Annotated in this window: 20 protein-coding genes; 7 read left to right on the plus strand and 13 right to left on the minus strand. The window is 46.1% G+C overall.

Annotated features, from left to right (window positions below; genetic code table 11):
• Positions 1-835: 835 nt before the first annotated feature.
• The 3 genes from IX95_RS03990 (at position 836) to IX95_RS04000 (ending at position 3,648) form a co-directional block, all read left to right on the plus strand.
• Entirely contained in the window at positions 836-1,480 is a 645-nt protein-coding gene (locus tag IX95_RS03990; protein ID WP_038157044.1) for a hypothetical protein, read from the plus strand.
• A gap of 61 nt (positions 1,481-1,541) precedes the next feature.
• Positions 1,542-2,090 carry a GNAT family N-acetyltransferase gene (locus tag IX95_RS03995; protein ID WP_038157046.1) on the plus strand — a complete coding sequence of 183 codons (549 nt, stop codon included), beginning with the start codon at positions 1,542-1,544 and terminating at the stop codon, positions 2,088-2,090.
• A 301-nt stretch (positions 2,091-2,391) separates the two neighbouring features.
• Entirely contained in the window at positions 2,392-3,648 is a 1,257-nt protein-coding gene (locus IX95_RS04000) for a hypothetical protein (RefSeq protein WP_038157047.1), read from the plus strand.
• Positions 3,649-3,699: 51 nt separating this feature from the next.
• On the opposite strand, the gene IX95_RS04005 is transcribed toward IX95_RS04000, so the two are convergent.
• From IX95_RS04005 to IX95_RS04040, 8 genes are all read right to left on the minus strand, one after another.
• A complete protein-coding gene (locus IX95_RS04005; RefSeq protein ID WP_038157049.1) occupies positions 3,700-5,034 on the minus strand; it encodes a glycosyltransferase family 4 protein in 1,335 nt (444 codons plus the stop codon).
• A 3-nt stretch (positions 5,035-5,037) separates the two neighbouring features.
• Positions 5,038-6,639: a hypothetical protein gene (locus tag IX95_RS04010; RefSeq protein ID WP_038157050.1), complete on the minus strand. Its 1,602-nt coding sequence runs from the start codon at positions 6,637-6,639 to the stop codon at positions 5,038-5,040.
• Positions 6,640-6,705: 66 nt separating this feature from the next.
• Positions 6,706-7,815 (minus strand): ROK family transcriptional regulator, encoded by a 1,110-nt coding sequence (locus IX95_RS04015; protein WP_038157052.1) that lies wholly within the window; start codon positions 7,813-7,815, stop codon positions 6,706-6,708.
• A gap of 159 nt (positions 7,816-7,974) precedes the next feature.
• Positions 7,975-9,090, minus strand: coding sequence for an extracellular solute-binding protein (locus IX95_RS04020; RefSeq protein ID WP_038157054.1), 1,116 nt, complete (start codon positions 9,088-9,090; stop codon positions 7,975-7,977).
• 49 nt (positions 9,091-9,139) lie between these two features.
• Positions 9,140-10,021 carry an ABC transporter permease gene (locus tag IX95_RS04025; RefSeq protein WP_006960026.1) on the minus strand — a complete coding sequence of 294 codons (882 nt, stop codon included), beginning with the start codon at positions 10,019-10,021 and terminating at the stop codon, positions 9,140-9,142.
• Positions 10,021-10,887: an ABC transporter permease gene (locus IX95_RS04030; protein WP_038157057.1), complete on the minus strand. Its 867-nt coding sequence runs from the start codon at positions 10,885-10,887 to the stop codon at positions 10,021-10,023. The genes IX95_RS04025 and IX95_RS04030 overlap by 1 nt, the downstream gene beginning before the upstream one ends.
• Positions 10,884-11,951, minus strand: coding sequence for an ABC transporter ATP-binding protein (locus IX95_RS04035; protein ID WP_038157061.1), 1,068 nt, complete (start codon positions 11,949-11,951; stop codon positions 10,884-10,886). The genes IX95_RS04030 and IX95_RS04035 overlap by 4 nt, the downstream gene beginning before the upstream one ends.
• A 255-nt stretch (positions 11,952-12,206) precedes the next feature.
• Positions 12,207-13,574, minus strand: a complete 1,368-nt coding sequence (locus IX95_RS04040) for a phosphomannomutase/phosphoglucomutase (protein WP_038157064.1) — start codon at positions 13,572-13,574, stop codon at positions 12,207-12,209.
• A gap of 205 nt (positions 13,575-13,779) precedes the next feature.
• On the opposite strand from IX95_RS04040, the gene IX95_RS04045 reads away from it, so the two are divergent.
• Complete coding sequence (locus IX95_RS04045) at positions 13,780-14,454, plus strand: DUF1868 domain-containing protein (protein WP_038157067.1); 675 nt, start codon at positions 13,780-13,782, stop codon at positions 14,452-14,454.
• Positions 14,455-14,610: 156 nt separating this feature from the next.
• Entirely contained in the window at positions 14,611-15,570 is a 960-nt protein-coding gene (locus IX95_RS04050; RefSeq protein WP_038157071.1) for a sensor domain-containing diguanylate cyclase, read from the plus strand.
• 22 nt (positions 15,571-15,592) lie between these two features.
• Here the strand turns inward: IX95_RS04050 and IX95_RS04055 are convergent, their stop codons facing one another.
• On the minus strand, positions 15,593-15,883 hold the full coding sequence (locus IX95_RS04055; protein WP_006960032.1) for a hypothetical protein: 291 nt from the start codon (positions 15,881-15,883) through the stop codon (positions 15,593-15,595).
• Positions 15,884-15,988: 105 nt separating this feature from the next.
• Positions 15,989-16,855, minus strand: coding sequence for a LysR family transcriptional regulator (locus tag IX95_RS04060; protein ID WP_038157073.1), 867 nt, complete (start codon positions 16,853-16,855; stop codon positions 15,989-15,991).
• 100 nt (positions 16,856-16,955) lie between these two features.
• Between IX95_RS04060 and IX95_RS04065 the strand changes: the two genes are divergently transcribed.
• Positions 16,956-17,327: a YybH family protein gene (locus IX95_RS04065; protein WP_006960034.1), complete on the plus strand. Its 372-nt coding sequence runs from the start codon at positions 16,956-16,958 to the stop codon at positions 17,325-17,327.
• Between the two features lie 53 nt (positions 17,328-17,380).
• On the opposite strand, the gene IX95_RS04070 is transcribed toward IX95_RS04065, so the two are convergent.
• The 3 genes from IX95_RS04070 to IX95_RS26995 all read right to left on the minus strand — a co-directional run bounded on the left by IX95_RS04070 (position 17,381) and on the right by IX95_RS26995 (position 19,549).
• Positions 17,381-18,460, minus strand: coding sequence for a permease (locus tag IX95_RS04070; protein WP_038157074.1), 1,080 nt, complete (start codon positions 18,458-18,460; stop codon positions 17,381-17,383).
• 169 nt (positions 18,461-18,629) lie between these two features.
• Positions 18,630-19,400 carry a LysR substrate-binding domain-containing protein gene (locus IX95_RS04075; RefSeq protein ID WP_327196103.1) on the minus strand — a complete coding sequence of 257 codons (771 nt, stop codon included), beginning with the start codon at positions 19,398-19,400 and terminating at the stop codon, positions 18,630-18,632.
• Positions 19,283-19,549 (minus strand): LysR family transcriptional regulator, encoded by a 267-nt coding sequence (locus tag IX95_RS26995; protein WP_327196101.1) that lies wholly within the window; start codon positions 19,547-19,549, stop codon positions 19,283-19,285. The genes IX95_RS04075 and IX95_RS26995 overlap by 118 nt, the downstream gene beginning before the upstream one ends.
• A 98-nt stretch (positions 19,550-19,647) precedes the next feature.
• On the opposite strand from IX95_RS26995, the gene IX95_RS04080 reads away from it, so the two are divergent.
• Entirely contained in the window at positions 19,648-20,592 is a 945-nt protein-coding gene (locus IX95_RS04080; protein ID WP_038157076.1) for an NADP-dependent oxidoreductase, read from the plus strand.
• Positions 20,593-20,634 lie beyond the last annotated feature (42 nt).

Consider the following 20,634-nt stretch of genomic DNA (forward strand, 5'->3'; position numbering starts at 1 on the left):
GAAACCTAAAGTAAAGATTTCTGAAGGTGGGCGTGTATCAGCCCGATAAACTAAGCGCATTCTGTTTTGCCTCATCTTTAAATTATGTTAACAATCTCAAGGTGTTAGTATTGATTGTTGAAATATTCATTGGCAAATGAATTGCGCGTAAGATTTATCTTACAAGGGAGTAATATCATTCCTTACGCCATAAAGTTGTTCGGTATTTAAATAGTATTTTTTATTCGACTTACCACAATGGAAAAGTGATTTAATGCCAATGATTATAAATAACCAGATATATGAGTTAATATCGAAGGTAAATAATTGGAGTATTTTATATCTCCGTGAAAAATTCATCACGAAGACAGGACGTTACACTCAATAAAATTGAGGTTTTGAGGCGCAATGATTAACGAAAATTAGATGAATAAGGTTTTGTCATCTGTAAGATTTTTCTGTCATTATCGCCATGAGTATTTATGGCTATTCGATGGGTGATTTTCTAACTTGTTGAATTAGTGTTTTTATTTTTTAAGTTCACTTTATGAGGCTAATGTTTGTCTTAACGCTTACTCTTTTAGATGATTGATTTTAAATTAAGCATGCATAAAATACTCAGCCGTCACTTAAAAAGTGGCTCAACGGTTCGATTGCGTTGTTATTTTTACGAATAGTAAACTCGATAAATAATTATATCCAATTACTGTTATTTCTTGTTTATTGCTAATGTTCAGAATGTTTTATCGACTGATGGGAAAATATAATAAACGGGCAAGAAATATATGCCTATATATTAGTAAGAGTCTACTGTAAAGCCCAGTATGCCCGATGAAAATACTTAAGAGGATTTTTGATGATGAGAACGATGCGTTTAATGTGGTTCATGTTGGGGTCGATCCCCGCATTTGCTCAAAGCGCGACACTCGATATTGGCGTCAATATGTACAAAAATTCAATCAAGATTATGGATGCCTCAGGCACCGAGGTCGCAGAAATGGCGGAAGGCGTCCAGTACTTCCCTAATGTGTCTCTCACGTCTGACCCTGTGTATCTTTTTGGGGGGAGTTCTTGGAGTTATACGATAGAAAACTCACTGAACTACTTCAAAGTCAGTGAACAGGAGGCGGCTTATCAAGATAGTGAGGCTAATCTGGGTACATCTGTTCGGGGCTGGACGGTCTCTTTAAGCCCAATGTTGTTCTACCATTTCCCTAACCTTGGTAATTGGGAGTTTAAGTCTGGTATCTCACTAGGAGCAGGCTACGTAAAAGTTAAGGGAGACTATCAGATAACCAACCCAAACAGTGTTGACGTGGGGCAGATTAAGGACATCGATGAGGAAGGTATTGCGTGGTTCTCAGGCGTACGCTTTGATGCTAAATACGGGCGTCATACCGTGTCTTTAAGCGCGCTAACACCAATCATTCATTCGGATGACGTGGACTTTCAGCACGGGATCGGGACACTGTCTTATTCCTATAGCTTATTTGTTTTTTAGATTTAGCCGCTCTTAAATACGGATACCAATAAGAGCTCAATATGATTTTACGGAAATAATGATGACGGCACTTTCCTCTAGTGTGCTTATCAGGCCGGCAACCCCTGATGAACTGACGCGCCTCTACGAATTGCAAACGAAGCATACAGAATGGACTCAATATGATGGACCTTATTACCCTTACACACCTCCGACTCTAGAAGCGTTTCAGAAAGGCGCATTTGCTCGCTTACTTAAGGGACAAAACATGCAGGTGATTACGTATGAAGGAACTCCCGTAGGGACGGTTGGGTGTTATTGGGAATGTGAAGAAACCCGCTGGCTGGAAGCGGGCGTGTCAATCTATGACTCCAGTTACTGGGGAAAAGGCATTGCTCCACAGGCTTTAGTACAATGGGTGACATTTTTGTTTGCCAATTACGACATTGAACGGGTCGGCCTAACAACATGGTCAGGCAACCCACGCATGATGTCTTGTGCTTCCAAGTTAGGTTTCAAACAAGAAGCCTGTTTGCGAAAAGTGAGGTACTTTGAAGGCACATACTATGATTCCGTTAAGTATGGTGTACTTCGTTCAGAATGGCAGGTCAACCACGCTGCGCACCAATAAGAAACGGTATTAGCGCTCGCTTTGCCACCCTCCTCAACAAAATAGCCCTATCATTCTGCCTGTACGATATTGCCCAGCCCGCCAACTATCTAGTCAATGGTGGTTGTGCTTGGCACTATCGTTTCAGCCGTTCTTGACTATACTCCTACATTAATCCCCAGTTTTCGTGTGCTTTTTTGCAACTAGAGTAGCAAAACAGACCAGATAACTGATAAAACTCGCTATTATTTGCCTTATTTATGTAATTATCACTTTTGACATAAATAATTTATGTGTCGTTATTGTTTGGGCAGAGGTTTGCATGCAGATAAAACTATTAAAGCGTCTGATTAAAGACAAAATGTTTGGTAAGACCCAGAACACAGCACTGGGTGTTCAGGTTGCACAGATGGCCGATGCTCGCATGGGTGCGATGTACATGCTCGCCAATACTGAAATTACCAAAGTGGCGAAGATTTCCAACGCGCACTTTTTTGAAACCTTTGTGGTCGGAACTGAGCCCTTCGTTGACTTTAAAGATGCGGCAATGGGCCTGCTGAATAAAACCGATACCATGACCAAGCTGAAAAACAGTAAGGTTGCGAAAAAGATATCTAAGGCGGCGGATAAAGTGGGTGAAGTCACTTCTGCGGTTAAGGAGAAGCTGAAACGGCTATTCTCCGAATTTTTCCGTTCTTTGCTGGATAAAGTGGAAAACATTTATGGTGACTTGTTGCATGGCATCGAGTGGCTTGCCCAAATTGGGACTTGGCTAACGAGTAAATTTGCAGGTACTTTCTCTACTCTGATTCCAGGGTGGGGTTATGTACAAAGTGCCTCTGGGCTTTATTCTGCGGCGAAAAAGTCAGTGCTGAAATCCAAAGACCTGATTTCACAAATCTACCGCGGTCGTGGTGTTGAGCTGCTTGGTGGTCACCCGAGTATCATTTCAAATGCTTTGGCGCGCCACTCTGCAAAAGGCGCTCTGGGTGGAATCAAAGACTTTACCATGGGCGTTGCAGGCATTGGCCTTCAGGCGGCAGGTGATGCTGCTGCAGGGGTAGGTTCACTGATCAGCTTAATCACCAGTATTCTTGAGCGGATTATCAAACTGGTGGACTTCTTTGTACAACGCAGCCTTGTGGCCAAAGTTGTGAAGCGTGCTAAGAAAGAGTGGAACAACCGTACTGCGCCAAGCAGCTTAGTGAATGACCATAAAATGTTCTCGGAATGGTTCCAGAGTGCGGTGATTACCACACCTGTTGTCGCGGCTCTGGTGATGGGCAGTGGCTTTGTCGGCCACCCCTACAAGTTTGCTCAGTTGCTGACACCTAAGCTTGAAGTCGTATCGCAAGGTGACTTCGATAAAGCGGTCGTCTATATCGACAAGCTCAAATCGCTGTCGAGTAAATATGTTCAGGAATATGTTGGTAGCTATAAGATTGATTTCACCAGTAAAGATGGAGTGGTCAATGCGCGATTGAATGAACTGAAGAAAGGTAAAGGGTTACTGGATGGTCATGAGTTTGCGGTGAAATCCGCGACGCCAGCGCCAGCCCCCGTTCCTGTTTCAGTCTAATGTAGATAAATAACAAACGGGCCAAAAGGCCCGTTTTTTGTGTCTATAGCTTTAGAATACCGTCGCCAGAATGTCGCTCAATGCCTTGTACGATAGGTGTTTCTGACCAATGGCGTAGTTCTCCTGCATGTGTTGCTGACGTAGGGCTGTGTCGAATAGGTATGCTTCGGTTTGTTCTGCGGCTGCACCGATGCGCTGCAAAGACACTTGCGCGAGGTTGTTGTCATCCCAGCTTAGCTCATCACCGAGGTCGATAATGTGGAAGCCAAAATGCTCGATATCTGTTTTGTATACTGGATAGCGATATACCACCTGAGGAACGTTGGCTACCAGACCTTCCAGGAATTGGTTACCCCAGCCTTCGAGCCAGCTTGGGTAGGTGACGATATCGGCGTGAACGTAGGCGTCCCAAAGAGAGTACTGTTTGATGCCGCTTTTATCACCACGTGAATGCTCGATACGGTGGTTGATGTCCAGTAGCTCAACGTTCATCTGCTGAGCTTTCGCTTTGAGTTTGTCGTAGTATTCGTCTTCTTCGTTCATTCCCGCTAACACGAGAATAATGCGACTATCAGATTCAATTTTTTGTCCACGATACAACGATTTACCTACCCATTGTGGTAGCTTTTTCTGAAGGTCGGCGATCAGGTCGACGGCCAGCTCGATCCCCTTACGAGCCACTATACGTGTTGCTTGTAAGACAACTATGTCTTGTTCGCGAATACCGAATTCGCTTCTCAGATCTTGGTTGTAGTCGTCGATTTTCCAATCACAACCATCGAAGTCGAAGACATTCGGTACCACTGTTGAGTCATAACTCGTCGCATTTTTCAGAGATTCATTTGCCAACTGGTTGATTACACAGTGCTTGTCTTGTAGACGTTGCGGAGGAAAGTGCTTGTCGAGAATACGTTGGATACTCGGGTAACAAGGCTGGCTGAACTTCTCGCGTTCCCAGTGGAAGTCATGGTGATGATTGACTACTTTGACGCCTGTGTTTTCTACTGCTTTTTCTAGTCCAATCGCAGCGGCCAAACTGTGGCCAACAGCGAAGATGTTATTAGGAACAATCACGTCGATGTCGAGCTTTTCGATAATCGCTGTTGCTTGTGTCGCGATCTCTTCCGCTTGGCCGTGAATCGCGGCCAGCAACGCTTCTTCGCTTTCAAAGTAGGTTGGCGCTATGAACGCATCCTGAGTGATTTTTGCGTTCAGCTCGTCTTCATAACGTAGCGCATCAATGCACTCCGCTTCCACACTGCCAGAGCTACCCGCCATGTAAAAGACGTCATGGCCCTGCTGCTCCAGTGCCCATTTCCATTTATCCATTTCTAGTGACACACCATCGGTTTCACCGACACGATAGTGGGTTAACAAAATTCGCATGACTTATAGCTCCATTACAACTGTTGAATAAAGGTTTAACCCTTGTGTGTCGTTGCCGGGAGCATTTCGACTGCCCGCAGCAACGCGGTTTAAAATATCCATTGAGACAGTGCCGTTACCGACGTTGACTGCGTAGGCTTTCATTGCTGAACCACCGTCAATTGATATGGCATTGCGTATCGTCTCACCGTCAAACAGGTCAATATCAGACTGAGACAAACGGCTGACTAAATTCGCTACATCGACAATGTTCACGCCAACACTCATTTCATGGCGACCATCAAAGAGTAGATAGCCCACATGGTTTTCAGTTTCGATAAACAAGCCGCCCGGTTCACGGATGATGGCGTCAAAGTTATTGGTTTCTTTACCTGTACGTGACAGAGGCGCGTCTGTGTTTGCCACTTCATCGAGGGCTTGCTCTGCTTGCTGAGCCGTAAATGCTGCACCAGTCGGGACAATACTTTCGCCGCCGATTACGGATGGCACCAGTCCGGCAAGAATTTGTGCATATTCGGCGAAATCACATTGGTGAGAGTATGGTGTGACCGAGACTGGTGTATTTGTCTCCAACCCATGTGGGTAAAGCGCGTCAAACAGGCAAGACTTGATTGAGAGCACGACGCCAAAGGATGGCAGTGGACACTCTCCGCGCCACACCTTAACGACATGCTCGTGCGGACGCTGGCCATCCCCTTGGTTACTAATGAAAATATTGATGCGATCTTCAAGCGGGAGCATAGGAGAAAATTCGACCAATGGCCCTTTGTGGCTCAGCGGAAAGTTGACATTGAAGATTGCAATATCGTGTTGAGCGACCTTGTCTAATTCTGGGTTGATGTTCTCAACTTTTAGGGTTTGCCCGGCGATGGTGAGATCATACGCATGGCATTGAATTGCGGGTAGAATCTTGACTTCGCCGCTATGTTTCACGCCAATACCAGCACTATGCGCGCTCTGAAAACCCGCACTCTCGACTTGTCCCTTAGCATCGCCAAAGTAGTAAAAACCGAGGTAAGCCAGCCTTTCTGGTAACTGATGTTCCGAGGCAGGGTAGCGTCTGCTGTGTGACCAGATATGGTTGCCGACGTTGAGCTCTTTCGTCATGAAGTAACCAAGGTTGCCCACTAAGCCGCGAAAGGCTTTGCCCTCAGCCAATCGGTCTCTCAGGTTAGCGAGCTGGTTGCCCTCAAAGTGATAACCGATGCTAGTCTGCTTGAGCTTCTCTTGTTTCACCCATGCGAGAGTTACTGAGGTAGTGGAAAGTGGTTGTGGCTCTTCTACTTGCGTGTAATCTTGCGGCCCAGGCAGTGATTCTGGATTGATCGCTGGCATCTGAAAATGCACGCGTTTGAGTTCAATTTCTGGTTGTGACTGTTGAGTTGACTCGAACAGTTCACTCAGGTCTGCTTCAAATGTTGGCTCTGTATTAGGGTGGAGCGGATTACCAAGCGGGCCCTGTGCCATTTTGAATCCTGTCAGTGCGTTGGGATTGAAGTAGGCACCGGGTGCGATCGTCTGCGTTTTCCAGTGCTCTGCCGAGAGCTTTTGGCACGCATCGGTTGAAATTTGGTTGGTTTTCGGGCTATGTGTCTGATTTTTCATGGGTGTTTTACACGCTTAGGAACAGAATTTAGGCAGGGCGTGATCAATCACGCCCTATAGGGTCGGTTAGGCCGCGGAGTAAGCCAGTTGGTAGAGCGGAATCATGGCTGCCCCCGTCGCCGCCATCTTGTCTCCGGACAAGGTAGCGGGAGTGATGTTGGGCATGGTTTCTTCGTCTTCCAGATAGTGTTGCAGTGATTCCATGCTGGCAGTGTGTAGCTCCTGAACCAGTTTTGGTGGCAACAGACCGCCGACGATGATCTCTTCTGGATCACAGATGGCACGAATGGCTTGCAGCGCAGATACCAATTGTTGTTGCGCGTTTTTCTTCCACTCGGTGACTTTTTCTGGATTCTTCGATAACAAAGTCGACAGGATCTCTTCACGATGTGGGCTCGGCTCTGACATGCCTAAGTAGTCATACAAGCAAGAGAGAGAAGGGCGGTTGTTGCGATCCGGGAACAGTTTACCGATACGGCCCGCGTTTCCGCCTGCACCGCGATAAGTCTGGCCATTGAAGAAGTGGCCACCACCAATCCCGTAGCCAAGATAAAGGTAGAAAAAGTTCGCATGGCGAGCTCGCTTAGAGCGCACGGACTCCCCCAGTGCGGCGGCGTTACCATCGTTATCTATCCAACACGGGCAGTTGAAATGTTGGCCGATACGTTTAGGAATATCGATGTCTTCCCACTTTTTCAGATGCGGTGGCATGGTGATGCTGTCGCTACCCTGCACAAAGTTACAACTGGTAGTCATACCAATGCCGATCAGTTTGTCGAATTCTTCGGCAAATGCTTTGGACGTCACCTGAAGCAGATCGGAGAGTTCATCGATAGCGGATTCAGGATCAGAAAAAATGCCGCGAATGGCGCGGGAAAAAACACTTTCTCCGGTAAAGTCGACCAGCTCAATACTGATTTTTTCAAGTTCAATGTTGATGCCGAGACTGTACGCGGCACTTGGATTAATACCCAGCTCAATGCCCGGCTGACCGCGTGAACCTTTTTGTTTACCCGTTACCTGAATTAGCTCATCATCGAGCATCTTCTTGGTGATTTTCGTGATCGCAGCTGGCGTCAGGCCACTCTTCTCTGCGATCGCGGCGCGTGTTGTTGGCGCATTGCGATGGATTATCGATAGTATTTGACGCTGTGTATCGGAGCCAAAATCAATCACATTCAATCCTTAACTCGTTAGGTTTAATTTTATTGTTCGTCTGGTGGAAAGCGTGACAAAGTGCAAGCACACCACCTAATCGTTCTATTTGATTAATCACCAAGCAATGTCATTCAAGTGACTAATCGAATAGGCCCGGCCGAAACCGGGCGTGAATTATTACATTAATACGTTCTCTACAAACGCTTTTTTCGCTTCAGTTGCGTAGTCTGAAGTAAAGAATTCAGAGCTGTAGCCTCGTTGGGTTTTATCGACCAATGCGTTTGAGTCATCAGCATCTGGGTGTTGAGGGGCTGCGCCGAAAACCGTATTTAACCCCGTTTGTGCTTGCGCTGAGGTGATCCAATGGATGAAGACGGCAGCGGCAGCTTTATTTTTGGCGTTCTGTGGCATCATGATGATGTTACCGCCACCCGGCATACCAAATTCAGGAATGTAGAACTTGATGCGCTTAGTGATCGCCCCTTTCTTCTGTAGACCCGCAAGATGATCTTCCCACGCTGGTGCCATCGCGATTTCACCATCGTTGATTCGAGTCAGGCTGTCTGCGTTCGATGCGGTGATGACAATGTTGTCTTTGTGGTCATCAAACCACTGCCAAGTCTTAGACCACTGTGTCATCGAAGACTTATCCATTTCGCTCTGGAAGTAAGCGTCGTTGTTGCCCGATACGTGGTAGATGGCACGCTGGATGAACGCGTTACCCGCACCGCCTTTGTTCGGATCGTTAACACCAAACTGCTCTGGGTGGGTTTCGATCCAGTTTGTCAGGTCTTCAAATGACTGAGGTAGCGTTTTCTCATCGACACGCATTGGGTCGTAAGCAAATCCCGTCTGGTTACCCCAGAAGGCATAAGCGTAGCCTTGGGTGTCAACACCCACCAAGTTAGTACGTAGCTTGTCACTGTCTGGAATAATATCCGTCAATGGGCCGTAGACCAGGTTGCTTTGCATCATCATTGGCAGCTTGACGGTATCGAGCGCCATCACATCAATAGAACCTTGCTCTCTTTTCCCTTCTGCAAGCAGCTTGTTACTGTTACCGGCTTCGTTGCCTTCCGGTACACGCACTTTGATACCGTACTCTTTCTCGAATGAGCGGAAGAACTGGCGGAATTCTGGTTGGAGGTACCAGATGTACGCGCTGACCATCTTCTCTTTTTTGGCTTGCTCTACGATCTGATCCCAAGTCATCTCGTTCAGGTCATACGCGAGTGCATTGGTCGATAGACCGGCAGTGGCTGCAATGGCAGCAGTAAGAAGCAATTTTTTCATTGTTGTGTCTCTTATAGATTTCTATGTTTAGGGGTACATTCGTTATGAATCAGGCTTTGCCTGTCGACTCTGCCAGATAGTTACCTTTCAGCAGACGTTCAATAATCAGCATCAGAATCACGTTAGGAATCACCAATATCAGAGAGACCACCGCCGCGTTCGGACGAATAAATGAGTAACCTAAGTAGGAGTACAAAATGGTCGGAACGGTAACGTAATCCGGTGAACCCAGTACAAAGGCAATGTTGAATTCTTCAATACTGATCACCAGACAGAAGATCAGTGACGCTAGCAGACCAGGCTTCAGCATTGGCAGGTAAGCGTTTTTGAATGTCGTCCAAGAGTTACCACCCAAGTCGCGGCTCGCATCGATCAAGTCTTGCGGTACGCTTTTAAAACTCGCCGAAAGAATACGGATCGCATAAGGCAACGCCAGAACAGTGTGGCCAATAACGATACCGACGTAGGCGTTTGAAAAATCAAGGGCAATTAACATCGAACTGAAGAAGACACCGATGATCATGCCAGGCATAACCAGTGGCAGTAGCGTGATGACTTCCGCCACGCGTTTGCCTCTGAAATCGATACGGCCTAACGCGTAAGCGGTCGGTAGGGCCAGTAGTACGGTCAGAATCGCAACCGCTGGAGCAATGGTGTAGCTGTTTTGCAGCGCTTCAACCAGGCCTGAGTTCTCCCACATGTCTGTCCAGCGGCCAAATGAAAGAACCTGTGGAAGCACATCTGGGTAGCTCCAAGGGTGCTCAGGGTCAACCAGAGACCACAATAGTGCCATGATGAAAGGAACACCCAACCAGAAGAAGTTGACCGCAATAAACAGACCGATGGCAATCTTATTGATCAGCTTGCCATTAGCGGTTTTTACTTTCGGTTTGCTGCTGTTTGGCAAAGCTTTCGATACCAGAGAAGTCATTATTTCAATCTCCCTTTCTTATGAGCGAGTGGAGCAGTTAATAGAGAGATAGCCAGAGCAGCGACAACAGCGGTGACCATTATGATCACAGCGATAACCGCGCCTTTGTTCCATTCCATAAATTCTGTCGATGTGATGTGCATCAGCATCGATAGTGAATAGGTGTTCTTCGGGCCCGCGATGGAGTAGAACGAGTAATCACCCAGTGCGCCGATAAAGATCAGAATCAGTGACACCTGAAGCGATGGAATAGAGATCGGGAAGATAATGCCTTTAAAGCGGCTCCAAGCTGAAGCACCTAGATCAGAGGTAGCATCAAGCACGTCATTTCGAATGGAGTTCACTGCACCTGCCAACAAGATCATGGCAAATGGCAACTGTTTCCAGATTTGCAGCATGATTACGCCCCAACCGAAATCGTCGTTCTGCATACGAATCGGTTTATCGGTAATGCCGACAGCCATGAGCATTTGGTTAACAATACCGTGGTAAGAGATCACGTTAACCAGAAGGAAAGCCGCTACCAAGCCCGGGATGAACATAGGTGCTCTTAACACACCTGTGATGGTGGTTGAGCCTGGGAACGGTTTACGTAGCCACAGTACCAGAGGATAAGCCATCGCTACGGCGCCAAGTGCACCAATCACTGAGACTTTGACCGAGTAAATCAGAGATTTGTGCAGTTTGGCATCAGCCAATGCTTCTTGCCAGAAAGTGAGGGAGAAGCCACTTTCGCCCATCATATTGTGGAAGCCCAGACTTTGTGCGACCACCATGTAGAAGGTGGAACCCATCAAAAGCATGATGGTGCCAACGCCGGGAAGCAGCATCAGCCACACTTTCCAGCTTGCGATGTTTTTGTTCATGCGCTGACCTCTTCTAGGAAACGAATGCCTTTTCTTGGAATGGAGAAGTTCAGTGATTGATCATCAAATACCGGCTTCTTCGGTAATTGAACTCGCACTTCCATAGTTGAACCTTCCGCTGGCTGTAGCACCAAGTCAGTGACATTGCCCATAAAGGCCATTTTCTGTACGTTAGCGGCAAAGCTATTCTCACATTCGCTGGTGGCGATCTCGGCATCTTCCGGACGCCAGCTCACATAGATGTATTCGCTTTTTGGTCTCTCATCCGATTCAACAACGAATTGCCCCAGTTCTGTGTCAATTTGGTAGGTATTGTCCTGATCTAGGGACTTCACCTGCGCAGGCATGATGTTAGCGGCGCCAATGAAATCGGCGACAAATCGGTTAGCCGGACGGTAGTAGATGTCTTCTGGCGAACCAACCTGCTCGATACGACCTTTGTTCAGGACCACAATTTTATCCGACATCGCCAGTGCTTCGGCCTGATCGTGCGTTACGTAGATGGCAGTCAGGTTGTATCGCTTTTGCAGTTCACGGATTTCGAAACGAACCGATTCACGCAGTTTGGCATCTAGGTTAGACAGGGGCTCGTCGAAAAGGATAACGGCTGGTCGAGTGACCATTGCACGCGCCAGCGCAACACGCTGTTGCTGACCGCCTGAAAGCTCACTTGGCATCTTGTGCGCATGTTCATCTAGATCAACCTGAGTGACAGCTTCTTCTACGCGGGTGATTTGATCTTGCTTACTGACTTTCTTCTGCTTGAGACCGAAAGCGATATTGTGATCAACACTCAAGTGAGGGAATAAGGCATAAGACTGGAAACACATTGAGGTGTTACGTTTTTCTGGAGAAACCGTATTGACCACCTCGTCGCCAATGATGATTTCGCCAGAATCAGGCGTGTGGAATCCACCAATCATCTTGAGCAGTGTTGTCTTGCCACAACCGGATGGACCCAGAAGGGTAACCATTTCCCCTTCTTCTGCAATAAAGCTGATGTCTTTTGACGCTACAAAATCGCCAAAGTTCTTACAGATGTTTTTAAGTTCTAGTCGTGACATTCGATTGCCTTTTTCCTGTCGAAGTTGTTCTAGCATCAACGCGTAGAGTAGAGAGCTAATATGACAATTATATTAACTAAGTTAATTTAATGTTTTTGTGAAAGTGTTCACGACTTAAGCTTTGCTAGGGTTTTACTGAATAAAAGAGCGTAGAAATGTGATCTTGTTAGGGAAAAATGGCGATATTGATTAAAGGTGTTAATTTAATTGCATGAAAGAATAGAGCTGTCTATTCGACAGCTCTATGGTGAGAGATTACTTTGGCTGTAATAGGCTTAAAATTTGTTCGGTCTTCACTTTCATCAGTTCCACGTCTGCTCTGGATTCAACGTTGAGACGCACGACTGGCTCTGTGTTAGAACTACGTAGATTAAAGCGCCAGTTGGTAAACTCCATGCTGACGCCATCGGTGTAATTAACGGTGAGTGCGTCTTGCTCAAATATGGCCTTAATACGTTGAATAACTTGATTTGGGTTATCCAATGTTGAATTGATTTCACCAGAAGATGGGAAGGCTGCGATGCGCTCAGCTACCAAGTTCGACAGAGGTTGGCCCTTGCGACAGATAAGTTCGCTGACCAGTAGCCATGGAATCATGCCGCTATCACAGTATCCGAAATCACGAAAGTAATGATGTGCGCTCATCTCTCCGCCATAGACCGCATCTTCACTGCGCATTCTTTCTTTGATAAAGGCGTGGCCCGTTTTGGACATGACCGCTTCACCACCGCTTCGCTCGATTATATCGATGCTATTCCATGTTAAGCGAGGGTCATGGATCACCTTTGCACCAGGGTGCTTGGCAAGAAATGCGTCTGCCAGTAGGCCAACAATATAGTAGCCTTCGATAAACTGGCCTTGTTCATCAAACAAGAAACAGCGATCAAAATCACCATCCCAAGCGATGCCCATATCGGCCTTATGCTCTAGCACTGCGGATGATGTAGCGTGGCGGTTTTCAGGGAGCAAAGGGTTCGGAATGCCATTGGGGAAATTGCTGTCCGGCTCGTGGTGAATTTTAATGAGCTCAATTGGTATCTGCAGTTGCTGAAAGCGCTCTTCCAAAGCATCGATCACGTGTCCAGCGGCGCCATTACCTGAATTCACGACCAGCTTCAGTGGCTTGATATGGTCTTTGTCGATATAGCTGAGCAGGTGTTCGGTGTACTCGTTGAGGTGAGAGGCTTGCTGGTAGCGGCCTTTTTGAACTGGTTCAATAAATTCAGCCAGTTCTGCCAATGCCTGAATGTCTTTTAAGCCAGTATCGCCACTGATGGGTTTGGCATTTTCTCGAACTAACTTTAAGCCGTTGTAATCTATAGGGTTATGACTGGCAGTAATTTCAATACCACCGTCCACATCCATGACTTGTGCGGCGTAGTAGATCTCTTCGGTGCCCGTCAGGCCAAGGTCGATGACATCGACACCGGCATCGATCAAGCCATCGGCCAGTGCCAGTTTAAGAGGCTCGGAGGTGGCTCTCGCGTCACCGCCCACCACGACTTTCTTGGCATTCAGATATTGACCAAATGCTCGACCGATACGATACACCACGTCGTAATTGAGCTCTTGTTCGAGTTTGCCTCGAATATCATAGGCTTTAAAGCATGCTAGCTTTTTCATTCATTACCCTTATATATCAGCGCGTTATTGATTAGCTTTCCTGCCTGCCTGACAGGTTGGTGGGCTTATCTGGGTAATGGTTTGTCGCCAATAAAGGGAACCAATTCCCTGTAAAGCTCACAATTTTACTTTTTTGAATAAATTAACTTAACTAACTTAACTTATTGGAGGTAGTATATATCGAAAATTATGCGGAGAGCTACTCATGAACTATGCACCAGCGGTTGGGGTCAAATTTAATCAAGACGGTACAGTCCGACACTTCCCCGGCAACACTTTCATCTGTCATATTGATCAATCTATTGATTTAATTGCTGAACTTGAGTGGGCACAAAGCCAGCTTAAAGCGATGCAATGTGCTGCTAAGTTTTCGTTTTTGCCGATTTCTTCAATGCATATGACGGTGTTTGAAGGCGTATGTGATCAAGTCAGACAGCCAGAGAAGTGGACCAGCAAATTGCCCCTTGATGCGCCTTTAGCTCAAACTACGGATTTTTTTGCCAGTGCAGTGAGCCAGATCGGGGCCCACTCAGGTTTTGAAATGATGTTTGATTATGTCTATAACTGCCCGGTTGGTGGCACGTCAATTCGAATTAAACCGACGACGGACGAATCAGATCTGGCCCTGAAAAATTGCCGTGAACAACTAAGAGCATCAACGGGCATCAACATGCCTGAGTTTGACGATTATCATTTCCACATCACGCTCAGCTACCGCATCATGGAGCTTGAAGAGAGTGAAAAGGTCGAACTGCAGCAAGTTGCTGAACGTATTTCAGAGCGCTTTTCTCAGTCCTTCGGTCGACTGAAACATGGCGCTGTAGAGTTTTGTCGCTTTGATGATATGTTTAAGTTTGAACCACTATTAACCTTATCCTAAACATGGACTTGGCGGCGTGACTCATTGCGCCGCTACCTTGATATTCAGCTAAATATCACAGTTTTTTACTCAAGTATTCATCAATAGCGTTCAAACTCAGCAAGCTGAGCGCTGAGTGCTAAGCTCATAGTTAATCATTTCCAAAGAGCAGTACTGATGAAAGAGCCTGACTTTCCTGATAACGAAGCACAACGAATCAAAGACCTTCATTCTCTTGATATTCTCGATACCGAACCTGAAGAACGTTTTGATCGTGTCACCCGTATTGCGAAGCATTTGTTTGATGTGCCGATTGCGGTAGTGAGTTTAGTAGATAACCATCGTCAGTGGTTTAAGTCATGCATTGGCCTCCCTGTTCGTGAAACCGCAAGGAATGTCTCGTTTTGTGGACATGTCATTAATGATGACGGCCCTTTCATTATTAATGATGCAACCAAAGATCCGCGTTTTCTTGATAACCCGCTTGTTATGGGCGAGCCTTTTATTCGGTTTTATGCAGGCGTCCCTCTGGTCTATCACAACCAGAGTAAGCTCGGCACGTTATGTATCATTGATACGAAACCGCGTGAGCTGACCATGCAGCAAATGGCAGACTTAGTTGATTTGGCAAAGGTGGCCGAACAAGAGTTGGAAGCAACCATTCAAGCAACGCTCGATCCTCTGACGCAAATTTCCAACCGTCGTGGATTCTTCGAACTCAGTGAGAAGTCAATGGACTATTGCCGAATGGGCGGTTTTTGTATCGCGCTAGCATATTTTGACTTGAATGACTTTAAAGCAATTAATGATAAGTTAGGCCATAAAGCAGGCGATGAAGCACTGCAGCAGTTCGCTGATTTGATGGCAAGTTCATTCAGCGATTCGGATGTTTTTGCCAGAATTGGTGGCGACGAATTTGTGGTCTTTATGTCAGGGCTGACAGAAAAAGTGGCTGAAATCGCAGTGGAAAGGTTTAGAAAGTCGGTTGAGCGATTTAATGATGAGGAAAACAGAGGTTACGAGATTAAATTTAGTGTCGGTATTGTCGTCGCTAAGCCGTCTTCGGATATGTCGATTGATTCTTTACTTGAAGAAGCTGACAAACGGATGTATCAGGAAAAGTGCGCCAGCAAATAGCACTTTTCCTGACTAACAAGCTTTACAAATCACGCATTAAAATCTCATATTCTTCATTGGCTTCAGATATTAGATGGTGCAATTCAGTCGCATCTCTATCATCCAGATCCATCTGCCACTGGTGTTGTGCTTCTTTTCCTTTAATGCGTGTTTTACCATCCAACTTTTCGAAACTGATGTCACACAGCTCCGTTTGGTGATGCTCATTTTTTTCAATAATATCAACATCTAATAACCCTGTTGGGTTGACCTCTATATGAGCATGGAAATGGTTTTTGTCTTGTAATTCGTAATCCCTAAATGTTGAAATCATGCTGTCCTCCTTATCTAGTTTGCTGACGCGTTTTACAATTGTAGGACACAGTTTTTGAACAATTGGTGAAATAATCGTGAAGCTTGATCCAGGTTAAACAGCTGTTCAAAATTCCGTCACGGATTTCAGTCTTTTCTCGATCGAATCTATGGCTCTGATCACCGAAGTTGGGGGAGATTTGGAGTAAGGATGAAGCGCATAGACATTATTGTGCATCAGCTGTTTTTGTTTAAAACAGGGTCGCAAGTCTGGATATTGGCTGAGCATAAAGTCTGGAAGTAAACCAATCCCCATATCTTGCCGAATAAGGCTAGCCACTTGGCTGACCGTGTTGACTTTATGATGAGTGAGGTATCTAAGCTCAGTTGCATTGTCGCCGTTGATATCGTGAAAAAGATGTGTGATGGTTTTTGGCTGCCAGTTGTTGGCGATGTACTTAGCGGTCTCAGGCGATTGGTGACTTTGAACTGACTGACATAACACATCGCGAAATTGACCAATGCGCTTTTGTTTTACATTACTGTCCGGCGACTCGCCAACTCGAATGGCTAAATCAATGTCGTGTTGCATTAAGTCTAACTGCTTATCTTCCGCGACTAAGTTTAGTGATACACCGGGAAAAGGAGCAAAAGCATCACTCAGGGCAGGGACGACAATACTCTCCATTAACGCAATGGGCGCGGTGATAGACAGTTTGCCGCTGGGCTCTTTTTGTAATTGACGAATATCATCCCACGCTGTCGACATAACGTCGTTCATTGTGATGCAGTGTTGATAGAACCTTTCGCCTGCAGGAGTGAGTGACTGCTTACGAGTGGTGCGCTTTAACAGATCGGTGGCGAGCTCACTCTCCAGCTGTTTAAGGTGAGTACTCAGGACTGATTTCGACAACTCCAATTTGTCAGCAGCTTTTGAAATCGAGCCTGCCTCGACAATCGCTTTGAAGATCATCATTTGTTTGTGCTTGTTCATTATTGTTCTCTTTATCCGAACAGTGATTTCTAATTTATCTGTTTTTCTTAGTTAATCATAGGCCTAAACTTCTCTCCATCAGACAAGAAGGAGAAACACAATGAGTCAGTCAGTATTAGAAGCATGTCAGGCAGGTATCGAAGCGTGGAAAGCGGCATTTAACCGTCAGGATGCAAAAGGGTGTGCAGAGCAATACGCCGAAGGCACAACCATGATTGCCAAGCCATTTGGTACGTTTGAAGGTCGCGAGCAAATTCAGGCGTTTTGGCAAAACATCATTGACCAAGGCTTTAGCGATGTATCTTACACAGATACGACATGGGAAAAAGTTGATGACAATAACTATATCTTGTCGTCAAAGTGGACGATGAACAAAGCATTTGGTGTCGTACATAAAGAAGTGTGGACACTGCAAGAAGATGGTAAAGCTCGCTTAACTTACGATGAATTCGAAGTGCTGGGCGAACGATAATAAAAAAAGGGGATACGCATGGCGTGTCCCCTTTTTGATTTCCCTTTGTCACATTAAGCAAACAGGTAGCTGTATAGGAAGCCAGCGCCGATCGCCATGCTCAGGATGACAGTCAGGAATGCGGCTATCATCTGATTCTTAAAGATAGATTTAAGCAAAATCACTTCTGTTAAGCTTGCGCCCGCGCTGCCGATGATCAGTGCCATCACAGAGCCCAGCGCCATCCCTTTTTGGACTAGTGCAGCACTTAGAGGAATCACCGCTTCAGCACGAATGTACAGTGGGATACCGATGATGGCGGCGACTGGAATCGCATACCACTTACCCGCGCCTGCATACTCTGCAATCAAGTCTGTTGGAATAAATCCGTAAATAAATGAGCCGATCGCAATACCTAGCATTAGGTACGGGAATACTTGCTTAAAGTCTTTCCATGTTGAGTACCAGATTTTCACCCAGCGATTTGGCTTACGCTCTTCAACTAAAGTCGCGGTTGCACTGCCGTCTGCTGAGCAACTTGCAACACCGACTGATGGTTCTGCATTAGCGCCGCAGCTGGATTCTTTTGCCATTGCTGGCGCTGGTTCACCACAGCTGGATGTCCCACACGTGCTCTCTTTCTTCGGTTCAGGTTTGCTTTCACCACAGCTTGTTCCACAACTGCTGGCTTCTGCCGCCTGATACGCCTCCGGTTTTACGTAACGTTCAAAACCGAGTTTCTCTAGTGCATAGCCCGCGACAACAGATACAACCATAGCGATCATGAAGTAGAACAGGGCGACTTTCCAACCAAACGTCACGACAAACAAGCCAATGATCACTGGATTAAGCAATGGGCTACCAAACAGGAAGACCATCATCGGGCCGAATCCTGCACGCGCTCGAAGCAGACCTTTAAGGAAAGGAATGGTTGAGCAAGAACAGAAAGGCGTGATGGCGCCCAGTAGTGCTGCTACGACATAGCCTTTGCCATTACGCGAACTCAGGATCGACTGGATCTTTTCTGGTGTAAGGAACTCTTGCAACACGCCAACGATATAGCTGATGGCAAGAAACAGGATGATCAGTTCAGTCGCGAGAAAGGCAAACATATCGAGCGCTTCACTGGCCATGGACATAAATTCATTGTTCATAAGGTGACTCCAAATTCGAGTTTTATGAATCTGAACACTTTCAAATTCATTTCTACTTTTCTCGAATTATAGAAATAAAAAATAAATGATCAAGAAGAATATTTCGATAAAAGTCGAAATAAATGATATATCTAATAATATCAATTAGTTAATGTGAATGTTTTTTTCGCTAACCAGTTACTCTGCTGGCAAACACATGGGTCTCTGCTGAAACGATCGCCTCGACTTCGTTAATTAGCCATTTCAGAGCTCGGTTATGCTGATTTCTTCGGTGCCAAGCGACGGAAATGGTGGGAGATGGGACGGAAATTGGCATTGGCTTTTGAATCAGTCTCCCTTTTTCTATCGCTTTGCTGGCGACGGTGAAAGGCAGAACACTGATCAGATTGGACTCTTCCAATAAGTCCATGGCACCTGAAAAACTATTGACGGTCATGGCGACGCGTCGCTGGAGTCCTTTGAGAGCCAGTGTGGAATCCACAGCGCCACTTGGATCACCAGAAAGTGAGACCAACAAATGGTCTGCCCCACAAAAATCTTCCAGCGAAAGCGCACGGTCTGCGAGTGGATGATCTGGCCTCATGACACACGTAAAGTGGTTATCGTAAAGGTGTTGAACGGAAATTTGCTCGTGAGTCGTAGGGTAGTAATCCAAGACAAGATCCACCTCAGCTTCCAGCAGTAATTTTTGTCCATTCCCTTGAAAAGGGACGGCATATAAATCTATAGCTCGGGCTCTGTCCTCGATGATCGCTCGCAATCGTGGCCAGAAAAGACTGCTGATGCCATCAGTTAATGCCACCCTAAGCTGAGTTGAAGAAGTCATCGGATCGAACTTAGGTGGAGAAACGGTATGGCTGATCTTATTGAGAGGCTCCGCGACTTCTTGCCAGAGCTGCCTTGCGTAAGGAGTGGGCGTGACTCCTCTCCCATGTTTGATAAACACGCGTAGCGCATTCGAGATACGGCTTTCGATACGGAAGGTTGGGTCATTGCTAACTGCTCTGCTGCAATGGTGATTGACTGCTCACGCATGATTGCATCAAAGATAACTATCAGATTTAAATCAGTTTTAGCCATATAATTCATTCCTGTGTGGAATAACGTTTATATCAACTATTAATTGGAAGGAATAGGTTATTAGTTGAATACTGAAGCTGTTCTCATCACAGATAAGGAAAAAAGTTATGAAAGCAGCATTCATCAAACAATATGGAGATGTCACTCAACTCAATGTTGGTCAGTTGGATAAGCCAGAACCATCAGCCAATCAGGTATTGATAAAAATCGTGGCATCAGGTGTGAACCCAGTCGATTTCCATATTCGCAATGGAATGATGGCCGACAGTGGTACCCATTCGTTACCACTGGTATTGGGCTGGGATTGCTCCGGTGTTATTGAGCAAATTGGTGATGACGTGAGTGGGTTTAAACTAGGCGACAAAGTTCTTTCTTTCACTCCTATTTCAGAGCAGGGCACCAACGCTGAATATATCGCGGTGAACGCAGAGGTCGTCGTAGCAAAACCAGAGCGAATGAGTTTTATTGATGCGGCTGCTTTGCCACTGGCCTCTGTCACTGCGTGGCAAGGATTACATACGCATGGTCTCATCAAGCAGGGGCAAACCGTTCTTATCCACAATGCGTCCGGTGGTGTTGGGTCACTTGCGGTGCAAATAGCCAAGGCTGCTGGGGCTTATGTCGTTGCTACAGCCTCTCAAGCGAAACTGGACTACATAAAAACATTGGGGGCGGACGAAGTGCACGATGAAAGCCTGATAGATTGGCACTCGACGATGAGGTTCGATTTGGCTTTTGTCGCAAAAGCAGGTGCTTATCTGCTTCATCGCACGGTTTCCTGTGTTAAATCAGGTGGCCGAATTGTCTCCACCTTTGATGAACTCTCTGAAGGTGAAGTTGGCATTTATGGTATTTCGTTCACAAGAATGTGGGTCGAAAACAATGCTGATGATCTTAGTAATGTACTCAGCTTGTTCAATGAGAACCAGTTAACCATCCCGATAGATACGGTTTATCCACTTGAGGACATCCAGCTTGCCCATAAACGTTCTGAGCAGTACAAAGCGGTTGGAAAAATTGTTCTGACCGTTGATCCGAAATTGAAATATTAGATTTGGCTTGCAGCTCTTTTGAGCTGCTTTTTGTTATGGAAG

The sequence above is a fragment of the Vibrio sp. B183 genome (assembly GCF_000740665.1).
GTDB classification, from domain to species: Bacteria; Pseudomonadota; Gammaproteobacteria; order Enterobacterales; family Vibrionaceae; genus Vibrio; species Vibrio coralliilyticus.